The sequence below is a fragment of the Citrobacter sp. MGH103 genome (assembly GCF_001034475.2).
Taxonomy (GTDB): Bacteria; Pseudomonadota; Gammaproteobacteria; order Enterobacterales; family Enterobacteriaceae; genus Citrobacter; species Citrobacter freundii.
On sequence record NZ_CP073043.1, the window covers coordinates 640,762 to 665,551 of the forward strand.

Sequence of the window (24,790 nt, forward strand, 5' to 3'; positions counted from 1 at the left end):
TCCTTATTTTCCCCAGTTCAGCGCTGGGGTATGGACCGGGGCGTCCCATAACGCCAGCGTGTCATCATCCGCTTTCAGCAGGGTGATGGAGAAACCCGCCATATCCAGCGAGGTGCAGTAGCTGCCGATGAGGTTGCGTTCAATCACAATGCCGGACGCTTCGCAGCGCTGGGCAAGGCGGTTGTAAACGCCGTACAGTTCGGAAAGCGGGGTGGCGCCGAGGTTATTGACCAGCGCGATAACCCGATCGCCGTTTTGCAGCGCGGTTTTGCTCTGTTTCACTTCCTGCCACGCTCCCTTGACGTTATCCCACTGGCGCAGCGTGCGGCTGTATGCGCCGTTTTCCAGCAGGGTATCGACCATCTCATCGACGGTTTGGTCGAGCGAGCTGAAGCGGCGGCGGTCGATACCCGGCTCGCCATGGATGCCGACGCCGAACTCCATCTCATCATCTTTCAGGGTAAAGGAGGGCTGTCCGGCGGCCGGTACGGTGCAGGCGCCCAGCGCGATGCCAATCGAGTGACCAAGGTTATTTAAACGGCGGCCCAGTTCAGCGCAGGCTTCCAGCGAGTCGCCGCGTTCGGCGGCGGCGCCGACCAGTTTTTCAATCAGCACGGTATTGGCGACGCCGCGGCGTCCGGCGGTATAGAGGCTGTCTTTTACCGCCACGTCGTCATCCACCACGACGGTGGTAACCTTAACGCCACTTTCGTGCAGCAGCTCGGTGGCGGTCTCAAAATTCAGGATGTCGCCGGTATAGTTTTTGATAATCAGCAGGACGCCTTCGCCGCCGTCAATCTGCATCGCGCATTCGAACATTTTGTCCGGCGTCGGCGAGGTGAAAATTTCCCCCGGACAGGCGCCGGAGAGCATGCCCTGGCCGATGTAGCCGCAGTGCATCGGTTCGTGTCCGCTGCCGCCGCCGGAGAGCAGCGCCACTTTGCCGGCGACCGGTGCATCAGCGCGGGTGACATAGACCGGGTCCTGGTGCAGCGTCAGTTCAGGATGCGCCTTCGCCAGGCCGATAAGCTGTTCACTCAGTACATCTTCCACACGGTTAATCAGTTTTTTCATTGTTTATGCTCCGTAGGGTAGGGGGAGGTCGCCTGTCTATAAGGGTAGCCCGGCGATGTAGTGATTCTGGCTGAGCGGGCGCAAAATAAAATGCCGTCAAAATTGATTCCATAACGGAACGTAGAAAAGAATTTTTGTTCCTTTATGGAACATTAATTGCCGATAAACAGGAGAAATGCGAGCCAGCGCTAATAATTTGTCCGTTTTTTTCTGCTATCAGAAATGGGGCAAGGATGATTTTTTTCGCCATTGTGCCGCATTGAGGCAATTTTCTGCGTTAAAGAGGGGAGACGATAGCGGCTTTTTTGCCAAAATGATCCGATCGCGATCGCAATCCCATCGCTTTCTCAGTCAAATTGTTTCAATGTGAAACGCATTATTTTTTTATCTGTTTCAGAACAGAACAAAAAAGGGAAAAATTTTTTTCGCCGCGGCTCGCCCTACAGTGGATGCATCGCTCCGGCAGCGTGGCTGTAAGCGCCATTGATATCAGGCGCCGCGGCATGACGGCCTGGGCTCACGTGTCAACATACGCACTTATTTGAGGGTGAAAGAAATGCTAAAAGTTATTCAATCTCCAGCCAAATATCTCCAGGGACCTGATGCCGCCATGCTGTTTGGCGAATACGCTAAAAACCTGGCCGACAGCTTTTTTGTTATCGCCGATGACTTCGTGATGAAGTTGGCGGGCGACAAAGTATTGAACGGCCTGCATAGCCACAATATTAGCTGCCATGCGGAACGGTTTAACGGCGAGTGCAGCCATGCGGAAATCAACCGCCTGATCGCCATTCTTAAGCAGCACGGCTGCCGCGGCGTGGTGGGTATCGGCGGCGGGAAAACCCTCGATACCGCGAAGGCGATCGGCTATTACCAGAAGCTGCCGGTGGTGGTGATCCCGACAATTGCCTCAACCGATGCGCCGACCAGCGCGCTGTCGGTTATCTACACCGAGGCGGGCGAGTTTGAAGAGTATCTGATCTACCCGAAAAACCCGGATATGGTGGTGATGGACACGGCGATTATCGCCAAAGCGCCGGTACGCTTGCTGGTGGCCGGGATGGGCGATGCGCTCTCCACCTGGTTTGAAGCCAAGGCCTGCTTCGATGCGCGAGCCACCAGCATGGCGGGCGGGCAGTCCACGGCGGCGGCCTTGAGCCTGGCGCGCCTGTGCTATGATACGCTGCTGGCGGAAGGCGAAAAAGCACGCCTGGCGGCTCAGGCTGGAGTGGTGACCGATGCGCTGGAGCGTATTGTCGAAGCCAACACCTATCTGAGCGGTATCGGTTTTGAGAGCAGCGGCCTGGCCGGCGCGCACGCGATTCACAACGGTTTCACCATCCTTGAAGAGTGCCACCATCTGTATCACGGTGAGAAAGTGGCCTTCGGTACCCTGGCGCAGCTGGTGCTGCAGAACAGCCCGATGGAAGAGATCGAAACCGTGCTGAATTTCTGTCAGAAAGTAGGCCTGCCGGTAACGTTAGCGGAAATGGGCGTGAAAGACGACATTGACGGCAAGATCATGGCCGTGGCCAAAGCGACCTGCGCGGAAGGTGAAACCATCCACAATATGCCGTTCCCGGTGACGCCTGAGAGCGTACATGCCGCGATACTGACGGCAGACCTGCTGGGACAGCAGTGGCTGGCGCGTTAATCAGTCGTCGGTAAGTTTTTATCCGGCATCTTCTCCCCCTCTGACAGTCTCTGCCGGAGGGGTTGTCTATGGTTAAACAGCGGAAAGGGATATGACGGCGCACACGCATAGCATCGGGAAGGAAGTCTCTTCAGTCATTGCCCAGTCATGGCATCGTTGCAGCAAGTTTATGCAGCGGGAAACCTGGCAGGCGCCGCATCAGGCACAGGGGCTGACCTTTGAGTCGATTTGTCGTCGCAAGACGGCGCTGCTGACGATTGCTCAGGCTGCGCTGGAAGATGCCTGGGAGTTTATGGACGGCCGACCGTGCGCGCTGCTGATTCTGGATGAATCAGCCTGTATTCTCAGCCGTTGCGGCGATCCGCAGACGGTGGAACAGCTGGCGGAGCTTGGGTTTCGCGACGGCAGCTACTGTGCGGAAAGCATCATTGGCAGTTGTGCCCTGTCACTGGCGACGATGCCGGGCCAGCCGACAAAAACCTCTGGCGATCAGCATTTTAAGCAGGCGCTGCATCCATGGTCGTTCTGCTCGACGCCGGTCTTCGATAATCATGGACGACTGTTAGGCTCCATCTCGCTGTGCTGTCTGGTGGAACATGAGTGCGTTTCTGATTTATCCCTGACGCTGGCGATTGCCAGAGAAGTCGGCAACTCTTTGCTGACCGACAGCCTGCTGTCTGAATCCAACCGCCATCTGAACCAGATGTACGGGCTGCTGGAGAGTATGGATGATGGTGTGATGGCCTGGAACGAACAGGGCGTATTGCAGTTCCTCAATGCGCGTGCGGCGCTGCTTTTGCATCTCGATGCGCAGGCCAGTCAGGGGAAAAACATTCACGATCTGCTCAATCTCCCCATGCTGCTGCGCCGGGCGATCAAACATGCCCGCGGCCTGAATCACGTCGAAGTTACCTTTGAAAGCCAACATCAGTTTGTTGATGCCGTCATCACCCTGAAACCGATTGTTGAGGAGCAGGGCAACAGCTTTATCCTGCTGCTGCATCCGGTGGAGCAAATGCGCCAGCTGATGACCAGCCAGCTCGGCAAGGTGAGTCACACCTTTGAGCAGATGTCGACTGACGATCCGGAAACCCGCCGCTTGATCCACTTTGGACGCCAGGCAGCGAGGGGGAGTTTCCCGATCCTGCTGTGCGGAGAAGAGGGCGTTGGTAAGGAGCTGCTGAGTCAGGCCATTCACAATGAAAGCGAGCGCGCCAGCGGGCCGTATATCGCCGTGAACTGTCAGCTGTATGCCAACAGCGTGCTGGGGCAGGATTTTATGGGCAGTGCGCCCACCGACGATGAAAATGGCCGGTTGAGCCGTCTTGAACTGGCGAACGGCGGCACGCTGTTTCTGGAAAAAATTGAATATCTGGCGCCGGAGCTGCAATCCGCGCTGTTACAGGTGATCAAGCAGGGGGTACTCACCCGCCTGGATGCCCGTCGGCTGATTCCGGTGGATGTCAAAGTGATCGCCACCACCACGGTTGATCTCGCCAATCTGGTGGAGCAAAACCGCTTTAGCCGTCAGCTGTATTATGCGCTGCACTCTTTTGAGATAGTGATCCCCCCGCTGCGGGCGCGGCGTAACAGTATTCCCTCGCTGATTTATACGCGGCTGAATAGCCTGAAAAAACGCTTTTCATCCAGTCTGAAGATCGACGACGACGCGTTGGCACAACTGGTGGCCTATTCGTGGCCGGGCAATGACTTTGAGCTGAACAGCATTATCGAAAACATCGCCATCAGCAGTGATAACGGCCATATTCGGCTGAGCAATCTACCGGATTATCTGTTTGCCGAACGTCCGGGTCTGGAGACGGCGTCTTCACTACTGCCAGCCAGCCTGACCTTTACCGCTATCGAAAAAGAGGCGATTATCCATGCTGCCCGCGTCACCAGCGGGCGCGTGCAGGAGATGTCGCAACTGCTGAATATTGGTCGCACCACCCTGTGGCGCAAGATGAAGCAGTACGACATTGATGCCAGCCAGTTTAAGCGCAAGCATCTGGACTAGTTTCTTCAATTCTCGCCATCGAGAACAGCGCGTCTGACAGTCGGTTGATATAGCGTCTGGGTTCATCGCGTAACGTCAGCGTTCTGCTCATCGCGATAAGGACCCGCTCCAGTCGGCGCGCCAGGGTTCGCGCGACGTGTAGCTGTGCCGATGGCAGATTTTTCCCCGGAATAACAAACTCTTTGAGCGGGCCGCTTTGCGCCATATTGCGGTCAATAAGCTGCTCCAGCGCCTGAATATCCTCATCGCCAATACGCTGTTGTAAGCGCGCGAGTCCTTTCTCATCGCTGGCGAGTTCCGCACCCAGTACAAACAGCATCTTCTGTATGGCGTGCAGGTCCTGGCGTAGCCCGGTCTGGTGCGTGCTGGCATAGCAGACGCCAAGCTGGGAAATCAGTTCATCCACCGTGCCATAGGCCTCAACGCGGATGTCGTCTTTGTCGATACGGCTGCCGCCAAACAGCGCGGTCGTGCCTTTATCGCCGGTTCGGGTGTAGATGCGGTACATTTATTTTATCTCGCTGAAGGGAAGTACTTTAACCAGTTGACCGGCATTGGCGCCAAGCGTTCGGATCTGCGCAATTCCGGCGCGGATATGCCCTCGGATCAGCGCCCGATCTTCGGGCAACTGGGCGTGGGTTAAAGCAATATCACCCGTGGCGTTAAGACCCAGACCGACACGTAGCGTTGAGCTTTTGGCCGCAAGTTTGCTCAATGCCAGCGCGCAGTCATGCTCGTCGCAACAGATTGACCGGCAAGGGACGCCTTGCTCTTCCAGTCCCCAGCACAGCTCATCAAGCACGCGAGTATCCTGCCAGCGTGAGTGATAAAAGAGATTTACGCCCGGTGATGAAAGTGACATTGTGCCCCCTGCGTTATCAGAATGCCTGACGGAAGATCTCGGCAATTTCTTTCTCGTTCCCTTTACGCGGGTTGGAGAAGGCATTGCCGTCTTTCAGCGCCATTTCCGCCATATACGGGAAATCGGCTTCTTTGACGCCCAGTTCGCGCAGATGCTGCGGGATACCGATGTCGGCAGAGAGACGGGCGATGGCGTGAATCGCCAGTTCGGCGGCATCCATGGTGGACAGACCGTCAGTGTTTTCGCCCATAAATTCTGCGATATCGGCAAATTTCTCCGGGTTAGCGATCAGGTTATAGCGCGCCACGTGCGGGAGCAGAACGGCATTCGCCACGCCGTGCGGCATGTCGTACAGACCGCCAAGCTGATGCGCCATTGCGTGAACGTAACCAAGGTTGGCGTTGTTGAAGGCCATGCCCGCCAGCAGAGAGGCGTAGGCCATGTTCTCGCGAGCTTTCAGGTTGCTGCCCAGCGCTACGGCCTGACGCAAGTTGCGTGCGATCAGGCGAATAGCCTGAATAGCGGCGGCGTCGGTGACCGGGTTGGCATCTTTGGAAATATAGGCTTCTACGGCGTGGGTCAGGGCGTCCATACCGGTCGCGGCGGTCAGCGGGGCGGGTTTGCCGAGCATCAGCAGCGGATCGTTAATGGAGACCGACGGCAGGTTACGCCAGCTGACAATCACAAACTTCACTTTGGTTTTGGTATTGGTCAGCACGCAGTGGCGGGTGACTTCGCTGGCGGTACCGGCGGTGGTATTCACCGCAACGATAGGCGGCAGCGGGTTGGTCAGGGTTTCAATCCCGGCATAGCTGTAGAGATCGCCTTCGTGAGTTGCCGCGATACCGATGCCTTTACCGCAGTCATGCGGGCTACCGCCGCCAACGGTAACGATGATATCGCAATGATCTTTGCGAAAGACCTCCAGACCATCGCGCACGTTGGTGTCTTTGGGATTTGGCTCAACGCCGTCAAAAACCACCACGTCAATACCGGCTTCACGCAGATGTTCGAGGGTTTTATCAACCGCGCCGTCCTTAATGGCCCGCAGACCTTTATCAGTCACCAGCAGCGCTTTTTTACCGCCCAACAGTTTGCAGCGTTCGCCCACGACGGAAATAGCATTCGGGCCAAAAAAGTTCACATTTGGCACCAGGTAATCAAACATACGATAGCTCATAATTTACCTTCTTAGATTTAAATTATAATTCAGAGAAACAATTCAGTGCGGTTTGCGCTAATAACATGTCTTGTTCGACAGTACCGCCACTTACGCCGACAGCACCGATTAATTTATCGTTTAACATGACAGGTAAGCCGCCACCAAAAATAACGATCCGCTGTTGATTCGTTAGCTGTAAACCATATAGTGACGCACCCGGTTGTACCGCGTCGGTAATTTCATGGGTCCCCTGCCGCAGACAGCAGGCGGTATACGCTTTATTAAGAGAAATATCACAGCTGGTGACGAACGCGTCGTCCATGCGTTGCATCAGCAGCGTGTTGCCGCCGCGATCCACCACGGAAAAGACCACCGGCACGTTGATCTCAAGCGCTTTAGCCTCGACGGCCTGCGCCATTTTTTTCGCCGCCGCCAGCGTAATGGTGGCGATTGGTTGGCTCTTATTCACAGTCTCTCCTGAAAATGTTGTAGGGCTGAGGTCACGAAAATATCGCGATACAGCTATTTTTATCATTGGGTTTGGCTTTATTTTCTCGCCGCGCGTTATTAAGTCAATAGGGTGAAAATTTAAAAAGTATTAATTTAATTTTGTGTATTAGTGTTTATTGATAATGATCATTTAACTTCGTCACAATTCGCTCCGAATATTCCTGAGAACCGTTTCAATATGGAACGATGAATTTTTATTACGTGCCAAATTGGAACGAAATTAATTTTATTTTTTTATTGCTGTGCTCATTTAGAGTTCGGCCATTGCTGATGAAAGGCGAATGCCGGGAGGTGTGTCCCCGGCAATCCGGCCCGGCGTCCCTATTTTTTATCTTTTGAGTCCATAAACTATGAGAAGATCAAAACGATTCGAAGTGCTTGCGAAGCGCCCTGTAAATCAGGATGGGCTGATTGGCGAATGGCCTGAAGAGGGGCTGATCGCCATGGAAAGCCCCTACGATCCGGCTTCGTCGGTGAAGGTAGAGAATGGTCGTATTGTTGAGCTGGACGGCAAGAGCCGCGCCGAGTTCGACATGATTGACCGTTTTATTGCCGACTACGCGATTAACGTGGCTGAAACTGAACGGGCAATGCGGCTCGACGCGCTGGAGATCGCCAGAATGCTGGTGGATATCCACGTCAGCCGGGAAGAGATTGTTGCTATTACCACCGCTATCACCCCGGCGAAAGCGGTGGAGGTGATGGCGCAAATGAACGTGGTGGAAATGATGATGGCGCTGCAAAAAATGCGCGCCAGACGCACGCCGTCCAACCAGTGCCATGTCACCAACCTGAAAGACAACCCGGTACAGATTGCCGCCGATGCGGCTGAAGCGGGGATCCGTGGTTTTTCAGAACAGGAAACGACGGTCGGGATCGCCCGCTATGCGCCGTTTAACGCCCTGGCGCTGCTGGTGGGTTCCCAGTGCGGTCGCCCCGGCGTGCTCACGCAATGTTCCGTTGAGGAGGCGACTGAGCTGGAGCTGGGGATGCGCGGGTTAACCAGCTACGCCGAAACCGTGTCGGTATACGGTACAGAGTCTGTGTTTACCGACGGCGATGATACGCCGTGGTCCAAAGCGTTTCTCGCCTCGGCCTATGCGTCTCGCGGACTGAAAATGCGCTACACCTCTGGCACCGGTTCGGAAGCGCTGATGGGCTATTCCGAGAGTAAATCGATGCTCTATCTGGAGTCGCGCTGCATCTTTATCACCAAAGGCGCGGGCGTACAGGGGCTGCAAAACGGTGCGGTCAGCTGTATTGGCATGACCGGCGCGGTGCCGTCGGGGATCCGCGCGGTGCTGGCGGAAAACCTGATTGCCTCAATGCTCGACCTTGAAGTGGCCTCCGCCAATGACCAGACCTTTTCCCACTCCGATATTCGCCGTACTGCCCGCACCCTGATGCAGATGCTGCCGGGTACCGACTTTATTTTCTCCGGTTACAGCGCGGTACCCAACTACGACAACATGTTTGCCGGATCGAACTTCGACGCTGAAGATTTCGATGATTACAACATTCTGCAACGCGATCTGATGGTTGACGGCGGTCTGCGTCCGGTCACGGAAGAGGAAACCATCGCCATTCGCAATAAGGCCGCACGCGCCATTCAGGCAGTGTTCCGCGAACTGGGCCTGCCGCTGATTAGCGATGAAGAAGTCGAAGCTGCTACTTATGCTCACGGCAGCAAAGATATGCCCGCGCGCAATGTGGTGGAAGATCTGGCCGCCGTGGAAGAGATGATGAAGCGCAATATCACCGGGCTGGATATCGTCGGCGCACTAAGCCGTAGCGGTTTCGAAGATATCGCCAGTAACATCCTCAATATGCTGAGACAGCGTGTTACCGGTGATTACCTGCAAACGTCGGCTATTCTGGATCGCCAGTTCGACGTCGTCAGCGCCGTCAACGACATCAATGATTATCAGGGACCTGGTACCGGCTATCGCATCAGTGCCGAACGCTGGGCGGAAATTAAAAATATTGCGGGCGTGGTTCAGCCCGGCTCGATCGAATAAGGCGGTACACAGTGGAATGCACAACTGAACGTAAGCCGGTTTTCATCTTACAGGTGAGCGAAGGCGAGGCGGCTAAAGCGGACGAACGCGTGGATGAAGTCGTGATAGGCGTCGGCCCGGCCTTTGATAAGTATCAGCATAAAACCTTGATTGATATGCCGCACAACGCGATTTTGAAAGAGCTGGTTGCTGGCATCGAAGAAGAGGGGCTGCATGCGCGAGTAGTGAGGATCCTGCGCACCTCAGATGTTTCTTTTATGGCATGGGATGCGGCAAATCTCAGCGGCTCAGGCATTGGGATTGGTATCCAGTCGAAAGGAACCACGGTGATTCATCAGCGCGATCTGCTGCCGCTAAGTAACCTGGAACTGTTTTCTCAGGCTCCGCTGCTGACGCTGGAAACCTATCGTCAGATTGGTAAAAACGCCGCACGCTATGCACGCAAAGAGTCGCCTTCGCCGGTGCCAGTGGTCAATGACCAGATGGTGCGCCCTAAATTTATGGCCAAGGCCGCGCTGTTTCACATCAAAGAAACCAAACACGTGGTGCAGGATGCTGCGCCTGTCACGTTGCATATTGCACTGGTAAGGGAATGACCATGAACGACAACATCATGACCGCGCAGGATTACCCATTAGCCACCCGCTGCCCGGAGAAAATCCGGACGCCTGGCGGCAAGCCGCTAACCGACATTACCCTTGAGAATGTGCTGGCGGGCCGCGTAGGGCCGCAGGATGTGCGTATTTCTCAGCAAACGCTGGAGTACCAGGCGCAGATTGCCGAGCAGATGCAGCGTCATGCCGTGGCGCGCAATTTTCGTCGTGCGGCAGAACTGATTGCGATCCCGGATGCCCGCATTCTGGAGATCTACAACGCACTGAGGCCGTTTCGTTCTTCGTTCGCCGAGTTGCAGGCCATTGCCGATGAACTGGAACACACCTGGCACGCCACGGTGAACGCCGGGTTTGTCCGCGAGTCGGCAGAGGTATACCAGCAGAGAAATAAGCTGCGTAAAGGCAGTCAGTGACGGAGGCAGCATGCCGTTAATTGCAGGGATCGATATCGGCAACGCCACCACTGAAGTGGCGTTGGCGCAGGATGGCCGGTTTATCGGCAGCGGGATTGTCGCCACGACCGGGATGAAAGGCACGCGGGAGAATATCGCCGGGGTGGTCGCGTCCCTGCAGCAGGCGCTGGATAAAACGCCGTGGTCGCTGCAGGACGTGGCAAAAATCTGCATCAACGAGGCCGCACCGGTGATTGGCGATGTGGCGATGGAAACCATCACTGAAACCATCATTACCGAATCAACGATGATTGGTCATAACCCGCAAACGCCCGGCGGCGTTGGCGTGGGCATGGGAACCACCATCGCCGTGGAGAAGTTGGCGGCGTTGAGCGAGGATCGATTTGCCCAGGGCTGGATACCGTTGGTGGGTGAGGAGATGGATTTCCTTGAGGCGGTTTGGTTTATCAATGAAGCGCTGGATCGCGGCGTCAACGTGGTGGCGGCCATCCTGAAAAAAGATGATGGCGTGCTGGTGAATAATCGCCTGCATCGGCCAATACCGGTGGTTGATGAAGTCACTCTACTGGAGAAGGTGCCGGAAGGCGTGCTGGCGGCGGTGGAAGTGGCGGCCCCGGGACAGGTGGTGCGGGTGCTGTCGAATCCTTACGGTATCGCAACCTTCTTTGCCCTGACCCCTGAGGAAACACAAACTATTGTCCCCATCGCCAGAGCGCTGATTGGCAACCGTTCCGCTGTGGTGCTGAAAACCCCGCAGGGAGATGTGCGATCAAGAGTGATCCCGGCGGGTAAGATCTTTATCCGTGGTGAAAAGCGTGGCGGTGAAGCCGACGTAGCGCAAGGCGCGCAGGCCATTATGCAGGCGATGAGCGCCTGCGCGCCCGTGTGTGATATTCGTGGTGAAGCAGGCACGCACGCAGGCGGCATGCTGGAGCGGGTGCGAAAGGTAATGGCGTCCCTGACCGGCCATGAGATGAGCGCGATATACATCCAGGATCTGCTGGCGGTGGATACGTTTATTCCGCGCAAGGTGCAGGGCGGGATGGCCGGCGAGTGCGCCATGGAAAATGCCGTCGGGATGGCGGCGATGGTGAAAGCGGACCGTCTGCAAATGCAGGTTATCGCCCGCGAACTGAGCGCCCGACTGCAGACCGAGGTGGTGGTGGGCGGCGTGGAGGCCAACATGGCCATCGCCGGGGCGTTAACCACTCCCGGCTGTGCGGCGCCGCTGGCGATCCTCGATCTCGGCGCCGGCTCGACGGATGCGGCGATCGTCAACGCGGAGGGGCAGATAACGGCGGTCCATCTCGCCGGGGCGGGGAATATGGTCAGCCTGTTGATTAAAACCGAGCTGGGCCTCGAGGATCTTTCGCTGGCGGAAGCGATAAAAAAATACCCGCTGGCCAAAGTGGAAAGCCTGTTCAGTATTCGTCACGAGAATGGCGCGGTGGAGTTCTTTCGGGAAGCCCTCAGCCCGGCGGTGTTCGCCAAAGTGGTGTACATCAAGGAGGGCGAACTGGTGCCGATCGATAACGCCAGCCCGCTGGAAAAAATTCGTCTCGTGCGCCGGCAGGCGAAAGAGAAGGTTTTTGTGACCAACTGCCTGCGCGCGCTGCGCCAGGTCTCACCCGGCGGTTCCATTCGCGATATCGCCTTTGTGGTGCTGGTGGGCGGCTCATCGCTGGACTTTGAGATCCCGCAGCTTATCACGGAAGCCTTGTCGCACTATGGCGTAGTCGCCGGGCAGGGCAATATTCGGGGAACAGAAGGGCCGCGCAATGCGGTCGCCACCGGGCTGCTACTGGCCGGTCAGGCGAATTAAACGGGCGCTCGCGCCAGCCTCTCTCTTTAACGTGCTATTTCAGGATGCCGATAATGAACCAGACTTCTACCTTAACCGGGCAGTGCGTGGCCGAGTTTCTTGGCACCGGATTGCTCATTTTCTTCGGCGCGGGCTGCGTCGCTGCGCTGCGGGTCGCCGGGGCCAGCTTTGGTCAGTGGGAGATCAGTATTATCTGGGGCCTTGGCGTCGCCATGGCCATCTACCTGACGGCCGGTGTCTCCGGCGCGCACCTTAATCCGGCGGTGACCATTGCCCTGTGGCTGTTCGCCTGTTTTGAACGCCGCAAGGTGCTGCCGTTTATTGTTGCCCAGACGGCCGGGGCCTTCTGCGCCGCCGCGCTGGTGTATGGGCTCTATCGCCAGCTGTTTCTCGATCTTGAACAGAGTCAGCATATCGTGCGCGGCACTGCCGCCAGCCTTAACCTGGCCGGGGTCTTTTCCACGTACCCGCATCCACATATCACTTTTATACAAGCGTTTGCCGTTGAGACCACCATCACGGCAATCCTGATGGCGATGATCATGGCCCTGACCGACGACGGCAACGGAATTCCGCGCGGGCCGCTGGCGCCGTTGCTGATTGGCTTGCTGATCGCCGTGATCGGCGCGTCGATGGGGCCGCTAACCGGCTTTGCGCTGAATCCGGCGCGCGACTTCGGCCCAAAACTGTTTACCAGTCTGGCCGGGTGGGGCTCGATCGCCTTTACCGGTGGGCTGGCGATCCCTTACTTTCTGGTGCCGCTGCTGGCGCCGGTGGTGGGGGCGATTATCGGGGCGTTTTTGTATCGCAAGCTTATCGGCCGCTTTCTGCCGTGCGAATGCGGTATCGATGAGTAAAGCGGGACCCGCCGCAGCGCGGCGGGTTTCCCCGGCCTGATGCCGGGGGGGTTATTTTTTGATGACCGCGCTGAGATCGCCAAGTTTAGCGGCGGGGTTCTTGTGGCACTCCTGCAGCATTTTCGGTACCGAAACGGTCTCGACTTCATGCCAGTCAACATAGTCGCCGCCGCTAAAGTCGGTGTTGCGATTCACTACCCAGAAGGCCACCGGGGTCATGCTTTTTGGGTTCATATCCATAAATTCCTGACAGGTCATATTCTGCGGCGTGGTTTCCTCAACCGCGAACGCCGGGCTGGTCATCAGACAGAATGTGGTAGCCGCCACGGTCAATACGAGTGCTTTAGGGAAGGTGCGAACAAGTCCCTGATATGAGATCATGTTTGTCATCTGGAGCCATGGAACAGGGTTCATTATGAGTCATAAAATTGGCATGTTTCTAATCGTTCGCTATTGACGCTTATTGTATTTTTAATTGTCTATAATCAATCAGTTATGATGTTGTTTTTGTTTCTGATTGGTTGTCTCGTCTCCCCATTGTACTATCGTTACCTGACCCATTACCTGACCCAAAATGGGCATCGGGTCAGGTAACGCTTATCCTTAGAAAGGTAACCTCATGGCCGCTAATCTTACTGAGACTGCTATACGTGGATTGAAGACAAAAAGCACGGCGTACTACGTGTGGAGCAACAGTGCTCAACGTGGTACTGGCAGGCTTGGCGTTAAGGTTCAGCCTTCAGGCAGCAAAGTTTTTTATTTCCGTTATTACGTTGAGAAAGGTAAGAAAGAGAAGTTCATCCAGTTGGGCATCTGGCCTGAGATGAAACTGGTGACGGCCAATGAGCTGGCGAAAAAGTATGGTGCCTGGCTTGTTGAAGGAAAAGAGCCCCAGCAAGAGCTTGAGCAACAGCGCCTGGCCGAACAGCACATTATGCAGTTGCATCGTTCTCAGGGATCGTTTGAAGAACTGGTGCATGGTTACGTCAATAAGATGAAGCTCGACAACAAGCGGACATGGGCTGATGTATTGAAGCGCATGGAAAGAGAGTGCTATACGGTTATTCCTCGCGAAACCAAAGCGAAGGATGTAACACCTCTGCAGATCAAGACCATTCTCTCAGGTATTATCCAGCGTGATGCTGTAGTCCATGCGAACCGAATTCGTTCCTACCTTATGGCGGCATTTAACTACGGTCTGAAGGCCGATAACGATCCGATGAATACCAGCGTGGGCATTACGTTCGGGCTTGAAGTTAATCCGGTATCGGCCATACCGAAACAGTCCTCGGCAGAAAAAGTGGGTGATACATGGTTAACGCTGGAAGAGCTTCGTTTTGTCATGGAGCAGTTCGCTCAGGCCACCAACGTTGGGCCGCTGATGCAGTACCTAATCCGCTTCTGTGTTTATGCTGGCGGGCAGCGCCCGTTCGAAATGATAGCCAGCCAGTGGAGCGCGATTGATTGGCAGCAAAAGACGTTGCTGGTCATTGCCGATGTATCGAAAAACAAGCGTGAGCATTTGATCCCGCTGACTGAATCGGCACTACAGGAATTAGCCTCAGTGAAAGAGCTGACGAAGGAAAGCAGCAGTCCCTTTATTTTCCCATTATCTACAAACAGTGAGCGCCCGGTACGTACCGATAGTTTGGCGCGTTCCATTATGTATTTTCGGGCTTTTAATCCTGAGTTTAAAGTTTTCACGGCGCGAGATTTACGCCGGACTTGTAAGACTCTAATGGGGGAGGCGGGGATCAGCAAAGAGATCCGCGACCGTATCCAGAATCACGCTTTGAATGACGTCAGTTCGAAACACTATGACCGTTATGATTATCTGCCTGAAAAGCGTAGGGCGCTTGAGATCTGGGAAGGCCGGGTTAACAACTATCAGCGACAGCAGGAAAACAACGTTGTGAACTTGTTTGGGCGGAGGTGAGAGCTTGGCAAAATATGAGCTTAATTCAGCAGAAGAGCGGTATCAGCCGGGCTCTGGTGATTTAGTGCTGGCTAATAAGCAGGGGATCATTGATGAAGAGGAAATGGAGGCGCTGGAATCGGGCCTACTGCTGATGCTGTATGAGCAACTATTTATTGAGGGCCAGCCGCCTGAAGCGCTGGCTTTTGAGCACATCAGCAGGTGGCATCGCCACTGGCTAGGGAATGTGTACGAGTGGGCGGGAAGGCTGCGTAATGCCAACTTGACTAAGGATGGCTTTCAGTTTGCTGCTGCCGACAGGATTCCGCTTCTTCTTGATGGTTTCGAGAAGCAGTTTCTCTCTAGGTCTGGTGAACTGAAATCTCTGGCTCGTCCGGATCTGGTCAATTATCTGGCTGAATGCCACGTGGAGTTTATTTTGATCCACCCATTCAGAGAAGGTAACGGGCGTCTGTCGAGACTGCTTTGTGATGTGCTGTCGGTTCTGGCAGGGAAGGGCTTACTTGATTACAGCCTGTGGGATGTGCACAAGGCGTTTTACTTTAAGGCAATACAGGCAGGTGTATCAGGGAACTACAGCCCTATGAAGCAACTAGTGAGCGACATCTTGCCAGATTAACGGGCGAGGCCAACGGCTTTCGCCTGTGCCTGATTTTGTTTGAGTTGCTGCTCAATTTTTTGCACAGAAACACCGGTTTCTATTGCGGTTGAGCTGGCAACAGAACGATAGATTTGAGTTTTAGTGATCTGGCTGTGTACTGTTTTTTTTGTCATTTTGAAGCCCTCGTTTTGCTGCACTGATTCTAGTTCGGAAGGGAACTGCCCGCAAGGCTGTTATCAGTTAGGAGAAAGTTGTGAATACCGGCACTACTCGTAGAGTAGTACCGTGCTTCTCTTAGCTTGAAATGATGAAAATTCTGTCCTTTCGTTAAATATTTTTTAAATTTATCGCTCCATTTTGATACAATGCCTTGTAAAATATAAGGTTAATGTATTGGTGGTGATAAATGCAAAACAATTCCAATTCCAATTCCAATTCCAATTCCAATTTTTTCGATGCTACTGATCTTTTTAAAATTCCTGAGCAGCTGAATATCCCTGATGGTTTATGTAGTGCTGGTGACTTCTCTAAAAAATTTCATGTGAGACTGGAGGATATCATTTCCACATGGCTGGACAATAAAATTAACTTGTATGTTAATCTTCGTTCAGAATACTGTCGAATCAATCGTTATGCTAATAAAGAAGAACACCGCTACGATACTTTTGACATCAGTGTTGGTAGAGACTTCTATCAACATGAAAAAAGCCCACAGGCTGCCACAAGGAGTTTCATACCTTGCGCTCAATCTGAAATAAAAGAGGATACAAATTTCAATAGGAGTAGTTTTTATAAATATGTTTACAATGGATATGCTAGTGGCTTTTGGCGACTGCAGCCTACCAACACCACTCACTTGGTAAAAGATAATTACAATCTTAAAAATGCTAATGAATTGTGGGATGAAATTCCAGAAGAGGTTAAAGTTTTTGGTCGGGATGATAAGGATTATTTAATTTTTGATAAAAATATCTTTGTCTCTCATGAATGCTTGTATATTGATAACTTTGGGTGCCAAGAATTATCCCGGTTTTTTACAATTAAAGAAAATGAAATTCATGAAGTGGAAGGTTACTATATACAAAGCTTTATTGTTTTAATGTTGCTTAAAATAAGTTTTTCAGAAAAAGATGGTAAAATTAATCGTTTAAACGCAGCTGATATATTGAATGTGGTGAGGGATGACTGTCATATATCCTTAAAGGATGTTAGCGATAAAAGTATATCTAGATGGGTTAACGACTCTTTAATAGAAGAGGGACAGTTATCTTTAGCTGTTGAGGATGGTCGCCTTTCTACAGTAAAGGATAATGTTATATATTTGCTTATTAAATACGGTCATGCAAATAGTACATCAAAAGAATTGGCTAATTTATTGAGCAAGGAGGGGGACGGCTATCAATTACAGCAGAGAATTACATCGTCGCAATTAGTGAACTATATTGATGCTCTTGTTCTCAAGTATGCATCACTTCATTTTAAATAAATATCTCAATAAGGTTCTCAATAGACATTAGCTTAATGGGGACCCATCTTCTTTAAATTTTGATTTGAATCGTACAAACTGCCTCTGTCGAAACGAAGGAGGCAGTATGAGTACAACATCTAACATTCCAACACCTGAACAACGGCAGCAAATTCTGCATGTCTACGGTGAGAAAGGTGACCGTCTGGTGCGGGAAAAAGAGCGCCAGTATATCACTTCGATTTCTCGCTCGACAGCCTGGAAGCTCGAAAAGGCTGGCAAGTTTCCCCAACGTAAATCACTTGGGGCGAAGTCGTGTGGCTGGTTGCTTAGTGATCTTTTGTACTGGATAAATGAAAGATAGTCATCAAAAATTTATTAGAACAACATTAATTATTTCTAAAAGTGAGGCACGATGAATGTATGTCTAAGATAAATAGATCTAAACAAGATCAAGAGCTCTGTCTTGAATTTCAGATACTACCTACTTTTGTGCAACGGTTAATAAGCTACATACATTACAAAACAGGAGCTCGCGCTGAACTTATTTTAATCGTATTACTTGGGGTAATGGCATTTTCCTGCCAGGATAAATTTGATGTTCAGATTAAAAACGGGAGAACATTTACATCACTTTATCTCCTTTTATTAGCACGTTCAGGTAGCAGGAAATCAACAGTATTCAAAGCACTGATGGAAACAATCCATCAAATGGAAAAGGAACTGAAGAATATCTTTCTGGAAAAGGAAAAATTTTATGAACTGAAAAAAATATCTTGGGATACGGAATTAAAAGAACTTAAAAAGCAATTTAGCAAAGCTGTTCGCCAGAAGGTTGATGTAGCTGAAACACGCGAAGCACTGGAGGAATGTCAGAAAAGTGGACCGGTAGCACCCGTAAGAAAGTATCTGACTAAAAATGATTCGACAAGCGAGGGACTTAAAAAGACATTAGCTCTGGGATCTCCGTCATTAATGCTCGGTTCTGATGAAGCCGGAGGGGTGTTTGACAGTAGCCTTTTTCGCGATATATCAGTACTCAACTCTCTTTGGGGAGAAGGGAGAATCTCAGACAGTAGAGCATCTCGTGACAGCTACGATGTTGATGATGTCCGGCTGACCATATTGCTTTTACTGCAACCTACATTATTTAACGACTTTATAAACAAGCAAGGAAAAAAGTTAAGAAATTCAGGGTTCTTAGCCCGTTTATTATTAATCGATCTTGAGCAAATACCTGAATTGTGCGATATCCCTGATGCCTGTTCATGGTCTGATGAGCCAGGGCTTGATGGTTTTTTATCTATTCTCGTTAAGCATTTACAAGACGGGATAGAGCGTAGAGAAAAAAATGAAGAACGTATCTGTATTACTTTATCTGAAGAGGCGAGAGCGTTATGGGATACACACAACAAACGAATCAGGGAACTCATGCAACCAGGAGAGGAGTTGCATCACTATGATGATGTTGGTTCCAGAATTATGGAGCAAGTTACGAGAATTGCAGCAGTAATACAAATGTTTATTACACCCGAATCATCAATAATTACTAAGGATACTTTTCTATCAGCAGTTAAAATAAGCGAATGGTGTACTACTCATTTAATTTTAAAAGTAGACGCTAACAGAAAACCTAGCGAGAAAGAAAAATTGTTATTTTGGCTTGAGGAACATGTTATCACTAATAAGTCCTTCGACTTCAGGAGGCATAGCATTCGTAGAGATGGCCCAAATTCTCTTAGGAACATAGAGCACCTGATACCCGTTTTAAAGGAACTTGAAAAAGATGGTAAGGTACAGTTATTTAAAGAGGATGGAATTGACTATGTTAAATTTACTGGTTCAGAAGCGAAATCTAGTGATTTGGCTAAAGCATTAAACATACCGTTAATTTCATCCGGATCTATTGGCTTTAATAAGTTGCCAAATAATAAATAACTTCAGAGTAGCTAAAGTCTTTCTGGAAAATATTTTTTTGTTCTAAAGTTCAATAACCATGCGGCATCAACTTAAATTACTAGGGAGGTCAATTCATGATTTTAAGGTGGTATATGTAATATACCTTAATTAAGGTTCCATACCTAATTATTAATTATCAACAGTAACTCCCCTGCAGGAGTTACAGCCAACATCACATGGGTAGCATGAGGGCTACCCATTATCCAAAGATTATTATTTACATACTTAAGGATTATTATGGAATCACAATATTCACTTACCAATGAAGAAATCCATGACTTGGTAGAAATAGCCTCCAGAAAGTATAGATCACCCATTGACCTAAATATTCTCAACCCACTGCTTAACATGGTCTACGGCACACTGATGAAGAATAACCGAATACTAGGTATTCGTACTGACTCGAGATTCGCTCAGTCCCATGTACCAGGAGAGCCTGATCTACCAATATGCTTCCAGCGGGATGATGAGCAGGCAATCACTCGCTTCTACGAGTCACTGAAAAGCCAGTTACGAGCAGATCATAACCGGTCCAGAAGACCGGGAGATCCGACATTACCATCTTATGGATGGTGCAGGGAACGCGATACAAGCGTACACCCACATTATCACCTTGTGTTGTTGTTCAATGCAGACGTCTATGGGTACCTGGGGAATTACCAGGACCCCGATGCTGACAATATGGCTACCCGAATACAGAAAGCCTGGTGCAGTGCTTTAGGGCTTGATTACCCAGATTACGCAGCATTAACTGAATTTCCACCAAATACTGTTTACAGGTTTAGCAGATTTGATGCACTGGATCGTAACCCAGTCTACTGGAATTTCCTGGTTCGACTGGCGTATTTGGCCAAAACCAGAACTAAGGATGTCCACAGCGGTTACCGCAACTTTGGCACAAGCCAATACTCAGGCTAATTATTCGTAAGGCATAGTGCTCAACCCAATAACCGTTGCGCCGGGAAAGATGTGATCTTACTCGCATAAAAAACACTCTCCCTAGCGAAGAAATTTTAAATCGTGAATCCAAACCCTGCTACAACCCGCTACATGTAGCAGCTGTAGCAGCCTTTCAGAAAACAAGACGTAAGCGATACGGCTTATAACAACCGGCTTGAACGTTCAAATATCAGCTATCAGCGTAAACAGGCAATGTACATGAGGATGGCAGCGCTCCCGGCGGTGAGGGCGTCCGAGGAGTACTACTTCGCCTTCGCCACCGGTGCCCCTCAAAAGCAAATCCAGTCGTTGCGATCCCTGAGCTTCATCGAGTGTAACGAAAACATCATGTTGCTGGGGCAATCAGGCGTGGGGAAAACGCATCTGGCGATAGCCATGGGTTACGAAGCCGTGTGGGCGGATATCAAGGTTCATTTCACAACAGCAGCAGACCTACAACTACAGCTGTCGACTTGACAGCGCCAGGGTCCCTACAAAATTACACTCAATCGCGGTGTCATGGCCCCAAAGCTGTTTATCATCGATGAAATAGGCTATTTTCCGTTCAGCCAGGAGGACGTCAAGATGTTCTTCTAGATATCGCCAAATGTTATGAGAAGAGCGCGATGATCCTGACATCCAACCTGCCGTTCGGGCAGTGGGGCCAGACGTTCGCATGTGACTCAGCTCTGCCCATTTCAAAAAGTAATCCTCCGGCTGAGAATTACCCTGAATAGCTTAAAGCAGAACAGGTTATAATATTTTCCCTCATAGGCTATCGCCCAAAGTTACTGGAAAGGATAAGTAAGGGATGCAATTCATCACTAATGGCCAATAACCGTGCCGTGTCTTTCCACTGATTTTTTTATTATTGCGACATAGTCTGTCGCATGCATCTAGCATACTCAGGTCGTTATCTGGTGGAGAATAAACCGGTTAAGTATTGACGGCTATTGCCGATAAATCTGATATATATAAGTGTGTTACACATTCAGCGTGCTGCTACAGGAACCGTAATGGCAAAGCGAACAAATAGCGTCGATACCACGTTTTTTTCTCTTGAGCTGTTGCGTCGTATTCCGCGCAGCCAGCGTATTACCGCCCAAGAGTTGCATCAGCAACTTACAGATGCGGGAATTGAGCGCAATGTGCGAACCATTCAGCGCCAGCTTGAACGCCTTAGCCAGCACTTCGATCTAGAGTGTGATGATCGCTGCCGCCCCTATGGCTGGCGATGGCGGGCAGGTTCGCGAGGCCTGAGCATGGCGCAGCTATCGCCAGCAGAATCGCTGCTGATGCAAATGGCGCAGGCGCATTTAAAGCATCTGCTACCTGCGCATCTGATGGCTTTATTCTCGCCGTTTTTTAGTCAAGCAGGACACACTCTTAACCACAGCGAACAGGCGCTGCGAGAGCGGGAATGGTCGCAGAAGGTGCGGGTGGTCGCTGCCAGCCAGTCGCTCCTACCACCAGTGCTTCAGGAAGGCGTGTTTGACGCGGTCAGTGAAGCGCTTTATCACAACCGTTGGCTGAATATTGATTACAGCAATGCTCACGGTACTCGCCGTCAGGCGGAGGTGATGCCCCTCGGGCTAGCGCAACAGGGCTCGCGGCTGTATCTGGTTTGCCGCTTTAAAGGCTACGATAACGAACGCAGCCTAGCCCTGAACCGCATTACCTCGGCGGTCTGCAGTACCTTTCAATTTGCACGCCCCGCAGATTTTAACCTCAAACGTTACGACGATGATGGGCGCTTCGGATTTGGCGAGGGGAGAAGTATCCGCATCCATTTCACCCTCAAAACTGCGCGGGCGCAATTGTTGCTGGAGTCGCCACTATCAGCGGATCAACAGGTCAGCGAGCTTGAAGACGGGCGGCTGCATTTTAGCGCCACGGTCATCGACAGCCCGATGCTTGATGGCTTTCTTGCCACCTTTGGCAACACCATTAGCAACATTAAACGCGAAACAAACAATGTCAGTACAGAACAGGAGAACAATGATGAGTAATGGTGATCGTCAACTGCTGCCAGTATTAAGCAACGCATCGGATAGCGAATTGGCCCCGCTGGTGGAATACATCACGAAGGCGTTCAGCAGCGGCATTGAGAGTAAAGCACGTTATAAAACCCATTGCCCGGCACACAGTCAGTATGCCGATCTGATTGCCCACGAGCTGTGCGAGTTTGGTGGAAATACCGTCGTCAATCTATTTCGCGGCGGTGGCCCTGAGTGGAAAACCGTGGTGATCGATGTGGCGGACAAGCTTGACGCGACGTACGAAAAGGACTGGGGCATTGACCGTATCGAACTGGCTGTGCTAGCGGCTATTACTCGCAAGGCTTGGTCGGATATGGACCAAGCTCAACGCAAAAACCTGCTTGAAAAAATGGATCTTACTCAGGGTAGTACGATGCTTTTCCCAGAAGCAAAATTAATGACGCAGTTGCAGTCTAGCCGCTTCTCAAGCTTGCTCTTGGCATCGTTAATTGCCAACGTCTTTGCCAGCCAACTGCTCGGACGGACGGTGGTGATGTCCGCAGCCTCGTTTGTGGCTGCGCGAGGGGCAGCTTCTTTCCTGGGGCCGATTGGCTGGGTGATTACTGGGCTTTGGACCGCCCTAGATCTGGCGGGACCAGCGTTTCGCGTTACGATTCCTGCAGTGGTTCAGGTAGCACTACTTCGCCAACGGATTCACGCTACGGCGGAAGCCGATAAAGTTTGGTGGGAGTATCATCGCTGGCAGGATGAGAAAGATGCTGACAGCTGGGTGGCGAACATGTTTCGTATGGTAGGACTTTCTACTGCAGCCAGTGTAAGGCGTGAGCGCAATATGGCGTTTGAGCAGGGAGTAGTGGCCGGGCAACAGCAGACGACGGAAGAGTATGCAGATAAGGTCCTCAAACAAATGGATGAAGTTCAGCGTTTTGAAAAACGTTGTGAGGCAATGCTGGCTGTTGCCTTTGCTTGTGCTAAAGAGGAAGGTATCGCGCCGTCTGACGTGCGTAGCGATATCGAAACCTGCTGCTTGGGGATGATGAGCGGGCATCTTTCCTCGATATTACAAGCCACAATTAATCGTCTTATTGCCAATCCGCCTGATATCCACACTGCGCTTGAACAGGCGTTCGAGTTAGGTATTCAGGAAACTGAGGCTGCTGAGCTAATGGCGGTGCTTCGTGAGGCATTTAGCCAGCGTGCAGGTGTGTTTTAAGGGGAGATTATGGACAGAAAAACACTTTTATTGCGTCTGAACCAGCAGCGTCAACGACAGACAAGAGAGCTCATACCATCACCAACAAAAGAGGTCGTTACAGTATCCGATGTCAGTGTTTGGCAGGCACATCAGCAAGTTCGGCAGTATCAACAGAAGTGGCGCACGGAACAAACAACATTGATGCTGGCTGAGTGCCGACAGCGTCTTCTGCATAGCATTATTGGTCCGTTTGGGCTGGGGAGTATTGTCTCTGCATGGGACAAGGTGGGGGGGAATGTCGATACCATTCATAATGTTCGCTCCGGGGTGTATGCCACGGAAGAGGAGCAAGTACGTTATGAAAGCCGCGGTAAGTACAACAGTGATCCATACCATAAGCACGACAACTACAAGAAGACCAACGCCGAAAACAGTAAAAAACAGGATGCAGGCGAAGCAGTGGATGCCTATACCGGACAGGCACTGAGCAGGAATACCGATGCGGAGCAGGATCACCTTATTTCTGCCGCCTCAATCCATAACGACCCTGCGGTTTGGCTGGCGGAAGCAAATGGAGCTGATCTGGCGAACCACAAAACCAATCTGCATCAGACGCACCACTCGATCAATGAATCGAAGTTGCAAAAGAGTGCAGAGGAGTACATCGCCTGGTTGAACAAAAACCGCGCCGATCGCGATTCCAAAATTGCCCGGTTGGAAGAGAAAGCCAAAAATGAGCCTCTGAGCAAAAAAGATCAGAACGCACTGGAGAAGTACAAACAGCAGAACGCCGTCGATCAGGAAAAATTGCGCGAGCTGGATGAAGTGGCGCGCAAGCAGTATGAAAGCAGTCTTCGTTGGGGCTACTACGGTAGTGCGAAATTCGGTGCATATTTACTGAAAACCAGTGCTGTCGAAGCGGGGAAAATGGGCCTACAGCAGGCGATTGGCTTGGTGTTGACGGATTTTGTTGACGGCCTGTTGTTGGAAGTTCACGACAGCTGGCATAACGGGTTTTGTGATGGGGTGGACCAGGAGTATGTTTGGGATGCGTTAAAAATCCGTGCTGGGCGGGTGGCAAAGAGCTGTCTCGATAACTGGCGCAACGTGCTAACGGCGTTCCGTTACGGGGCCATAAGCGGGATCATTAGTAACTTGATGACAACGCTGATAAATACTTTCTTCACCACCGCACGCAGCCTAGTGCGAATGATCCGTGAAGGGGTTTTTTCGCTGTTCCGCGCAGCCAAAACCGTACTGATGCGACCAGAGGGTACAAGCCGTGCTGAAGCACTAGATGCAGGGCTGAAGATTGCCGTCAGCGGCGCATTCGTCATTGGTGGCGTACTGCTTGAAGAGTACCTCAGCAAAACTCTCGGTGCGCTGCTTACCGTTCTGCCCGGTGGGCTAATCACTACTCTAGTGGCTGTGTTGACGGGGTGCGTCACCGGCCTTGGTACCGTATTAACGGTCTATATGCTCGATCGATTAGATCTGTTTGGTGCGCAGCACCAGCAGGAAGACAATGCAGTACTAACGATGTTACAGGACGGCAGGGCGCAGGCCGATGCGCGTCTGCAGGCTCTGTTGGGATCGGACCCGAAACCTGTCTAAATACATCAAAGGCACCGAGGAGATATACGCAGAGAATTGGTGTTTGAAACATACACTGCTAAAGAGTTTGATTTGTAC

Annotated in this window: 23 protein-coding genes and 1 pseudogene; 17 read left to right on the forward strand and 7 right to left on the reverse strand. The window is 51.6% G+C overall.

Translation table 11 applies throughout. The features are described 5' to 3' along the window. Window positions 1–3: 3 nt before the first annotated feature. On the reverse strand, window positions 4–1,074 hold the full coding sequence (gene dhaK / locus SK33_RS03120; protein ID WP_007372180.1) for a dihydroxyacetone kinase subunit DhaK: 1,071 nt from the start codon (window positions 1,072–1,074) through the stop codon (window positions 4–6). A gap of 556 nt (window positions 1,075–1,630) precedes the next feature. Between dhaK and SK33_RS03125 the strand changes: the two genes are divergently transcribed. After that, window positions 1,631–2,728: a glycerol dehydrogenase gene (locus SK33_RS03125; protein WP_048218665.1), complete on the forward strand. Its 1,098-nt coding sequence runs from the start codon at window positions 1,631–1,633 to the stop codon at window positions 2,726–2,728. Between the two features lie 91 nt (window positions 2,729–2,819). Beyond that, window positions 2,820–4,745, forward strand: a complete 1,926-nt coding sequence (dhaR, locus tag SK33_RS03130; protein ID WP_048218664.1) for a dihydroxyacetone kinase operon transcriptional regulator DhaR — start codon at window positions 2,820–2,822, stop codon at window positions 4,743–4,745. Here dhaR and SK33_RS03135 read toward each other — a convergent pair. Genes SK33_RS03135 through SK33_RS03150 form a run of 4 tightly spaced genes read right to left on the reverse strand, consistent with a single transcriptional unit; the run spans window position 4,723 to window position 7,238 of the window. Then, entirely contained in the window at window positions 4,723–5,253 is a 531-nt protein-coding gene (locus tag SK33_RS03135; protein WP_048218663.1) for a cob(I)yrinic acid a,c-diamide adenosyltransferase, read from the reverse strand. The genes dhaR and SK33_RS03135 overlap by 23 nt on opposite strands. Then, window positions 5,254–5,607 (reverse strand): glycerol dehydratase reactivase beta/small subunit family protein, encoded by a 354-nt coding sequence (locus SK33_RS03140; protein WP_048218661.1) that lies wholly within the window; start codon window positions 5,605–5,607, stop codon window positions 5,254–5,256. Window positions 5,608–5,623: 16 nt separating this feature from the next. After that, entirely contained in the window at window positions 5,624–6,787 is a 1,164-nt protein-coding gene (gene dhaT / locus SK33_RS03145; protein ID WP_048218660.1) for a 1,3-propanediol dehydrogenase, read from the reverse strand. A 22-nt stretch (window positions 6,788–6,809) separates the two neighbouring features. Further along, the gene (locus tag SK33_RS03150) at window positions 6,810–7,238 is read right to left on the reverse strand and encodes a GlcG/HbpS family heme-binding protein (protein ID WP_007372190.1); all 429 of its coding nucleotides are present in this window, start codon (window positions 7,236–7,238) and stop codon (window positions 6,810–6,812) included. 391 nt (window positions 7,239–7,629) lie between these two features. Here SK33_RS03150 and SK33_RS03155 point away from each other — a divergent pair, with 391 nt between their 5' ends. Genes SK33_RS03155 through SK33_RS03175 form a run of 5 tightly spaced genes read left to right on the forward strand, consistent with a single transcriptional unit; the run spans window position 7,630 to window position 13,003 of the window. Beyond that, window positions 7,630–9,297, forward strand: a complete 1,668-nt coding sequence (locus SK33_RS03155; RefSeq protein WP_016241522.1) for a propanediol/glycerol family dehydratase large subunit — start codon at window positions 7,630–7,632, stop codon at window positions 9,295–9,297. Window positions 9,298–9,308: 11 nt separating this feature from the next. Beyond that, the gene (locus SK33_RS03160; RefSeq protein WP_009652918.1) at window positions 9,309–9,893 is read left to right on the forward strand and encodes a propanediol/glycerol family dehydratase medium subunit; all 585 of its coding nucleotides are present in this window, start codon (window positions 9,309–9,311) and stop codon (window positions 9,891–9,893) included. Window positions 9,894–9,895: 2 nt separating this feature from the next. Next, window positions 9,896–10,324 (forward strand): diol dehydratase small subunit, encoded by a 429-nt coding sequence (locus SK33_RS03165; protein WP_007372193.1) that lies wholly within the window; start codon window positions 9,896–9,898, stop codon window positions 10,322–10,324. Between the two features lie 10 nt (window positions 10,325–10,334). Beyond that, window positions 10,335–12,146, forward strand: a complete 1,812-nt coding sequence (locus tag SK33_RS03170; protein ID WP_007372194.1) for a diol dehydratase reactivase subunit alpha — start codon at window positions 10,335–10,337, stop codon at window positions 12,144–12,146. Between the two features lie 53 nt (window positions 12,147–12,199). Next, entirely contained in the window at window positions 12,200–13,003 is an 804-nt protein-coding gene (locus tag SK33_RS03175) for an MIP/aquaporin family protein (RefSeq protein ID WP_032655135.1), read from the forward strand. A 51-nt stretch (window positions 13,004–13,054) separates the two neighbouring features. Here the strand turns inward: SK33_RS03175 and hdeB are convergent, their stop codons facing one another. After that, window positions 13,055–13,306, reverse strand: a complete 252-nt coding sequence (gene hdeB, locus SK33_RS03180) for an acid-activated periplasmic chaperone HdeB (RefSeq protein WP_007372196.1) — start codon at window positions 13,304–13,306, stop codon at window positions 13,055–13,057. Window positions 13,307–13,622: 316 nt separating this feature from the next. Here hdeB and SK33_RS03185 point away from each other — a divergent pair, with 316 nt between their 5' ends. Together SK33_RS03185 and SK33_RS03190 are read left to right on the forward strand one after the other, a co-directional pair. Continuing rightward, window positions 13,623–14,939, forward strand: coding sequence for a tyrosine-type recombinase/integrase (locus SK33_RS03185; protein WP_048218659.1), 1,317 nt, complete (start codon window positions 13,623–13,625; stop codon window positions 14,937–14,939). Window positions 14,940–14,943: 4 nt separating this feature from the next. Then, window positions 14,944–15,558 carry a Fic/DOC family protein gene (locus SK33_RS03190; RefSeq protein WP_174330013.1) on the forward strand — a complete coding sequence of 205 codons (615 nt, stop codon included), beginning with the start codon at window positions 14,944–14,946 and terminating at the stop codon, window positions 15,556–15,558. On the opposite strand, the gene SK33_RS03195 is transcribed toward SK33_RS03190, so the two are convergent. Continuing rightward, window positions 15,555–15,713, reverse strand: a complete 159-nt coding sequence (locus SK33_RS03195) for a hypothetical protein (protein WP_102016203.1) — start codon at window positions 15,711–15,713, stop codon at window positions 15,555–15,557. The genes SK33_RS03190 and SK33_RS03195 overlap by 4 nt on opposite strands. 233 nt (window positions 15,714–15,946) lie before the next feature. On the opposite strand from SK33_RS03195, the gene SK33_RS03200 reads away from it, so the two are divergent. The 8 genes and pseudogenes from SK33_RS03200 (at window position 15,947) to SK33_RS03235 (ending at window position 24,712) form a co-directional block, all read left to right on the forward strand. Next, window positions 15,947–17,026: a hypothetical protein gene (locus tag SK33_RS03200; RefSeq protein WP_048218658.1), complete on the forward strand. Its 1,080-nt coding sequence runs from the start codon at window positions 15,947–15,949 to the stop codon at window positions 17,024–17,026. 106 nt (window positions 17,027–17,132) lie between these two features. Next, a complete protein-coding gene (locus SK33_RS03205; protein WP_048218657.1) occupies window positions 17,133–17,369 on the forward strand; it encodes a helix-turn-helix transcriptional regulator in 237 nt (78 codons plus the stop codon). Between the two features lie 59 nt (window positions 17,370–17,428). After that, window positions 17,429–18,943, forward strand: a complete 1,515-nt coding sequence (locus SK33_RS03210; RefSeq protein ID WP_048218656.1) for a YfjI family protein — start codon at window positions 17,429–17,431, stop codon at window positions 18,941–18,943. Window positions 18,944–19,201: 258 nt separating this feature from the next. Continuing rightward, window positions 19,202–19,882, forward strand: coding sequence for an inovirus Gp2 family protein (locus tag SK33_RS03215; RefSeq protein ID WP_048218655.1), 681 nt, complete (start codon window positions 19,202–19,204; stop codon window positions 19,880–19,882). A gap of 246 nt (window positions 19,883–20,128) precedes the next feature. Beyond that, window positions 20,129–20,640: pseudogene (locus tag SK33_RS03220) on the forward strand (ATP-binding protein). Window positions 20,641–20,919: 279 nt separating this feature from the next. After that, the gene (locus SK33_RS03225; protein WP_048218652.1) at window positions 20,920–21,912 is read left to right on the forward strand and encodes a helix-turn-helix transcriptional regulator; all 993 of its coding nucleotides are present in this window, start codon (window positions 20,920–20,922) and stop codon (window positions 21,910–21,912) included. Then, entirely contained in the window at window positions 21,902–23,116 is a 1,215-nt protein-coding gene (locus SK33_RS03230) for a YaaW family protein (protein ID WP_043082424.1), read from the forward strand. Before SK33_RS03225 ends, SK33_RS03230 begins: the two co-directional genes overlap by 11 nt. Window positions 23,117–23,125: 9 nt before the next feature. Continuing rightward, on the forward strand, window positions 23,126–24,712 hold the full coding sequence (locus SK33_RS03235) for a membrane protein (RefSeq protein ID WP_048218651.1): 1,587 nt from the start codon (window positions 23,126–23,128) through the stop codon (window positions 24,710–24,712). Window positions 24,713–24,790 lie beyond the last annotated feature (78 nt).

Excerpts from the sequence above, each read along its gene's own strand:
- dhaK (WP_007372180.1), bottom strand. The coding sequence starts at position 1,074 with ATGAAAAAACTGATTAACCGTGTGGAAGATGTACTGAGTGAACAGCTT.
- SK33_RS03125 (WP_048218665.1), top strand. The coding sequence starts at position 1,631 with ATGCTAAAAGTTATTCAATCTCCAGCCAAATATCTCCAGGGACCTGAT.
- dhaR (WP_048218664.1), top strand. The coding sequence starts at position 2,820 with ATGACGGCGCACACGCATAGCATCGGGAAGGAAGTCTCTTCAGTCATT.
- SK33_RS03135 (WP_048218663.1), bottom strand. The coding sequence starts at position 5,253 with ATGTACCGCATCTACACCCGAACCGGCGATAAAGGCACGACCGCGCTG.
- SK33_RS03140 (WP_048218661.1), bottom strand. The coding sequence starts at position 5,607 with ATGTCACTTTCATCACCGGGCGTAAATCTCTTTTATCACTCACGCTGG.
- dhaT (WP_048218660.1), bottom strand. The coding sequence starts at position 6,787 with ATGAGCTATCGTATGTTTGATTACCTGGTGCCAAATGTGAACTTTTTT.
- SK33_RS03155 (WP_016241522.1), top strand. The coding sequence starts at position 7,630 with ATGAGAAGATCAAAACGATTCGAAGTGCTTGCGAAGCGCCCTGTAAAT.
- SK33_RS03165 (WP_007372193.1), top strand. The coding sequence starts at position 9,896 with ATGAACGACAACATCATGACCGCGCAGGATTACCCATTAGCCACCCGC.
- SK33_RS03170 (WP_007372194.1), top strand. The coding sequence starts at position 10,335 with ATGCCGTTAATTGCAGGGATCGATATCGGCAACGCCACCACTGAAGTG.
- SK33_RS03175 (WP_032655135.1), top strand. The coding sequence starts at position 12,200 with ATGAACCAGACTTCTACCTTAACCGGGCAGTGCGTGGCCGAGTTTCTT.
- hdeB (WP_007372196.1), bottom strand. The coding sequence starts at position 13,306 with ATGACCAGCCCGGCGTTCGCGGTTGAGGAAACCACGCCGCAGAATATG.
- SK33_RS03185 (WP_048218659.1), top strand. The coding sequence starts at position 13,623 with ATGGCCGCTAATCTTACTGAGACTGCTATACGTGGATTGAAGACAAAA.
- SK33_RS03195 (WP_102016203.1), bottom strand. The coding sequence starts at position 15,713 with ATGACAAAAAAAACAGTACACAGCCAGATCACTAAAACTCAAATCTAT.
- SK33_RS03200 (WP_048218658.1), top strand. The coding sequence starts at position 15,947 with ATGCAAAACAATTCCAATTCCAATTCCAATTCCAATTCCAATTTTTTC.
- SK33_RS03205 (WP_048218657.1), top strand. The coding sequence starts at position 17,133 with ATGAGTACAACATCTAACATTCCAACACCTGAACAACGGCAGCAAATT.
- SK33_RS03210 (WP_048218656.1), top strand. The coding sequence starts at position 17,429 with ATGTCTAAGATAAATAGATCTAAACAAGATCAAGAGCTCTGTCTTGAA.
- SK33_RS03215 (WP_048218655.1), top strand. The coding sequence starts at position 19,202 with ATGGAATCACAATATTCACTTACCAATGAAGAAATCCATGACTTGGTA.
- SK33_RS03225 (WP_048218652.1), top strand. The coding sequence starts at position 20,920 with ATGGCAAAGCGAACAAATAGCGTCGATACCACGTTTTTTTCTCTTGAG.
- SK33_RS03230 (WP_043082424.1), top strand. The coding sequence starts at position 21,902 with ATGATGAGTAATGGTGATCGTCAACTGCTGCCAGTATTAAGCAACGCA.
- SK33_RS03235 (WP_048218651.1), top strand. The coding sequence starts at position 23,126 with ATGGACAGAAAAACACTTTTATTGCGTCTGAACCAGCAGCGTCAACGA.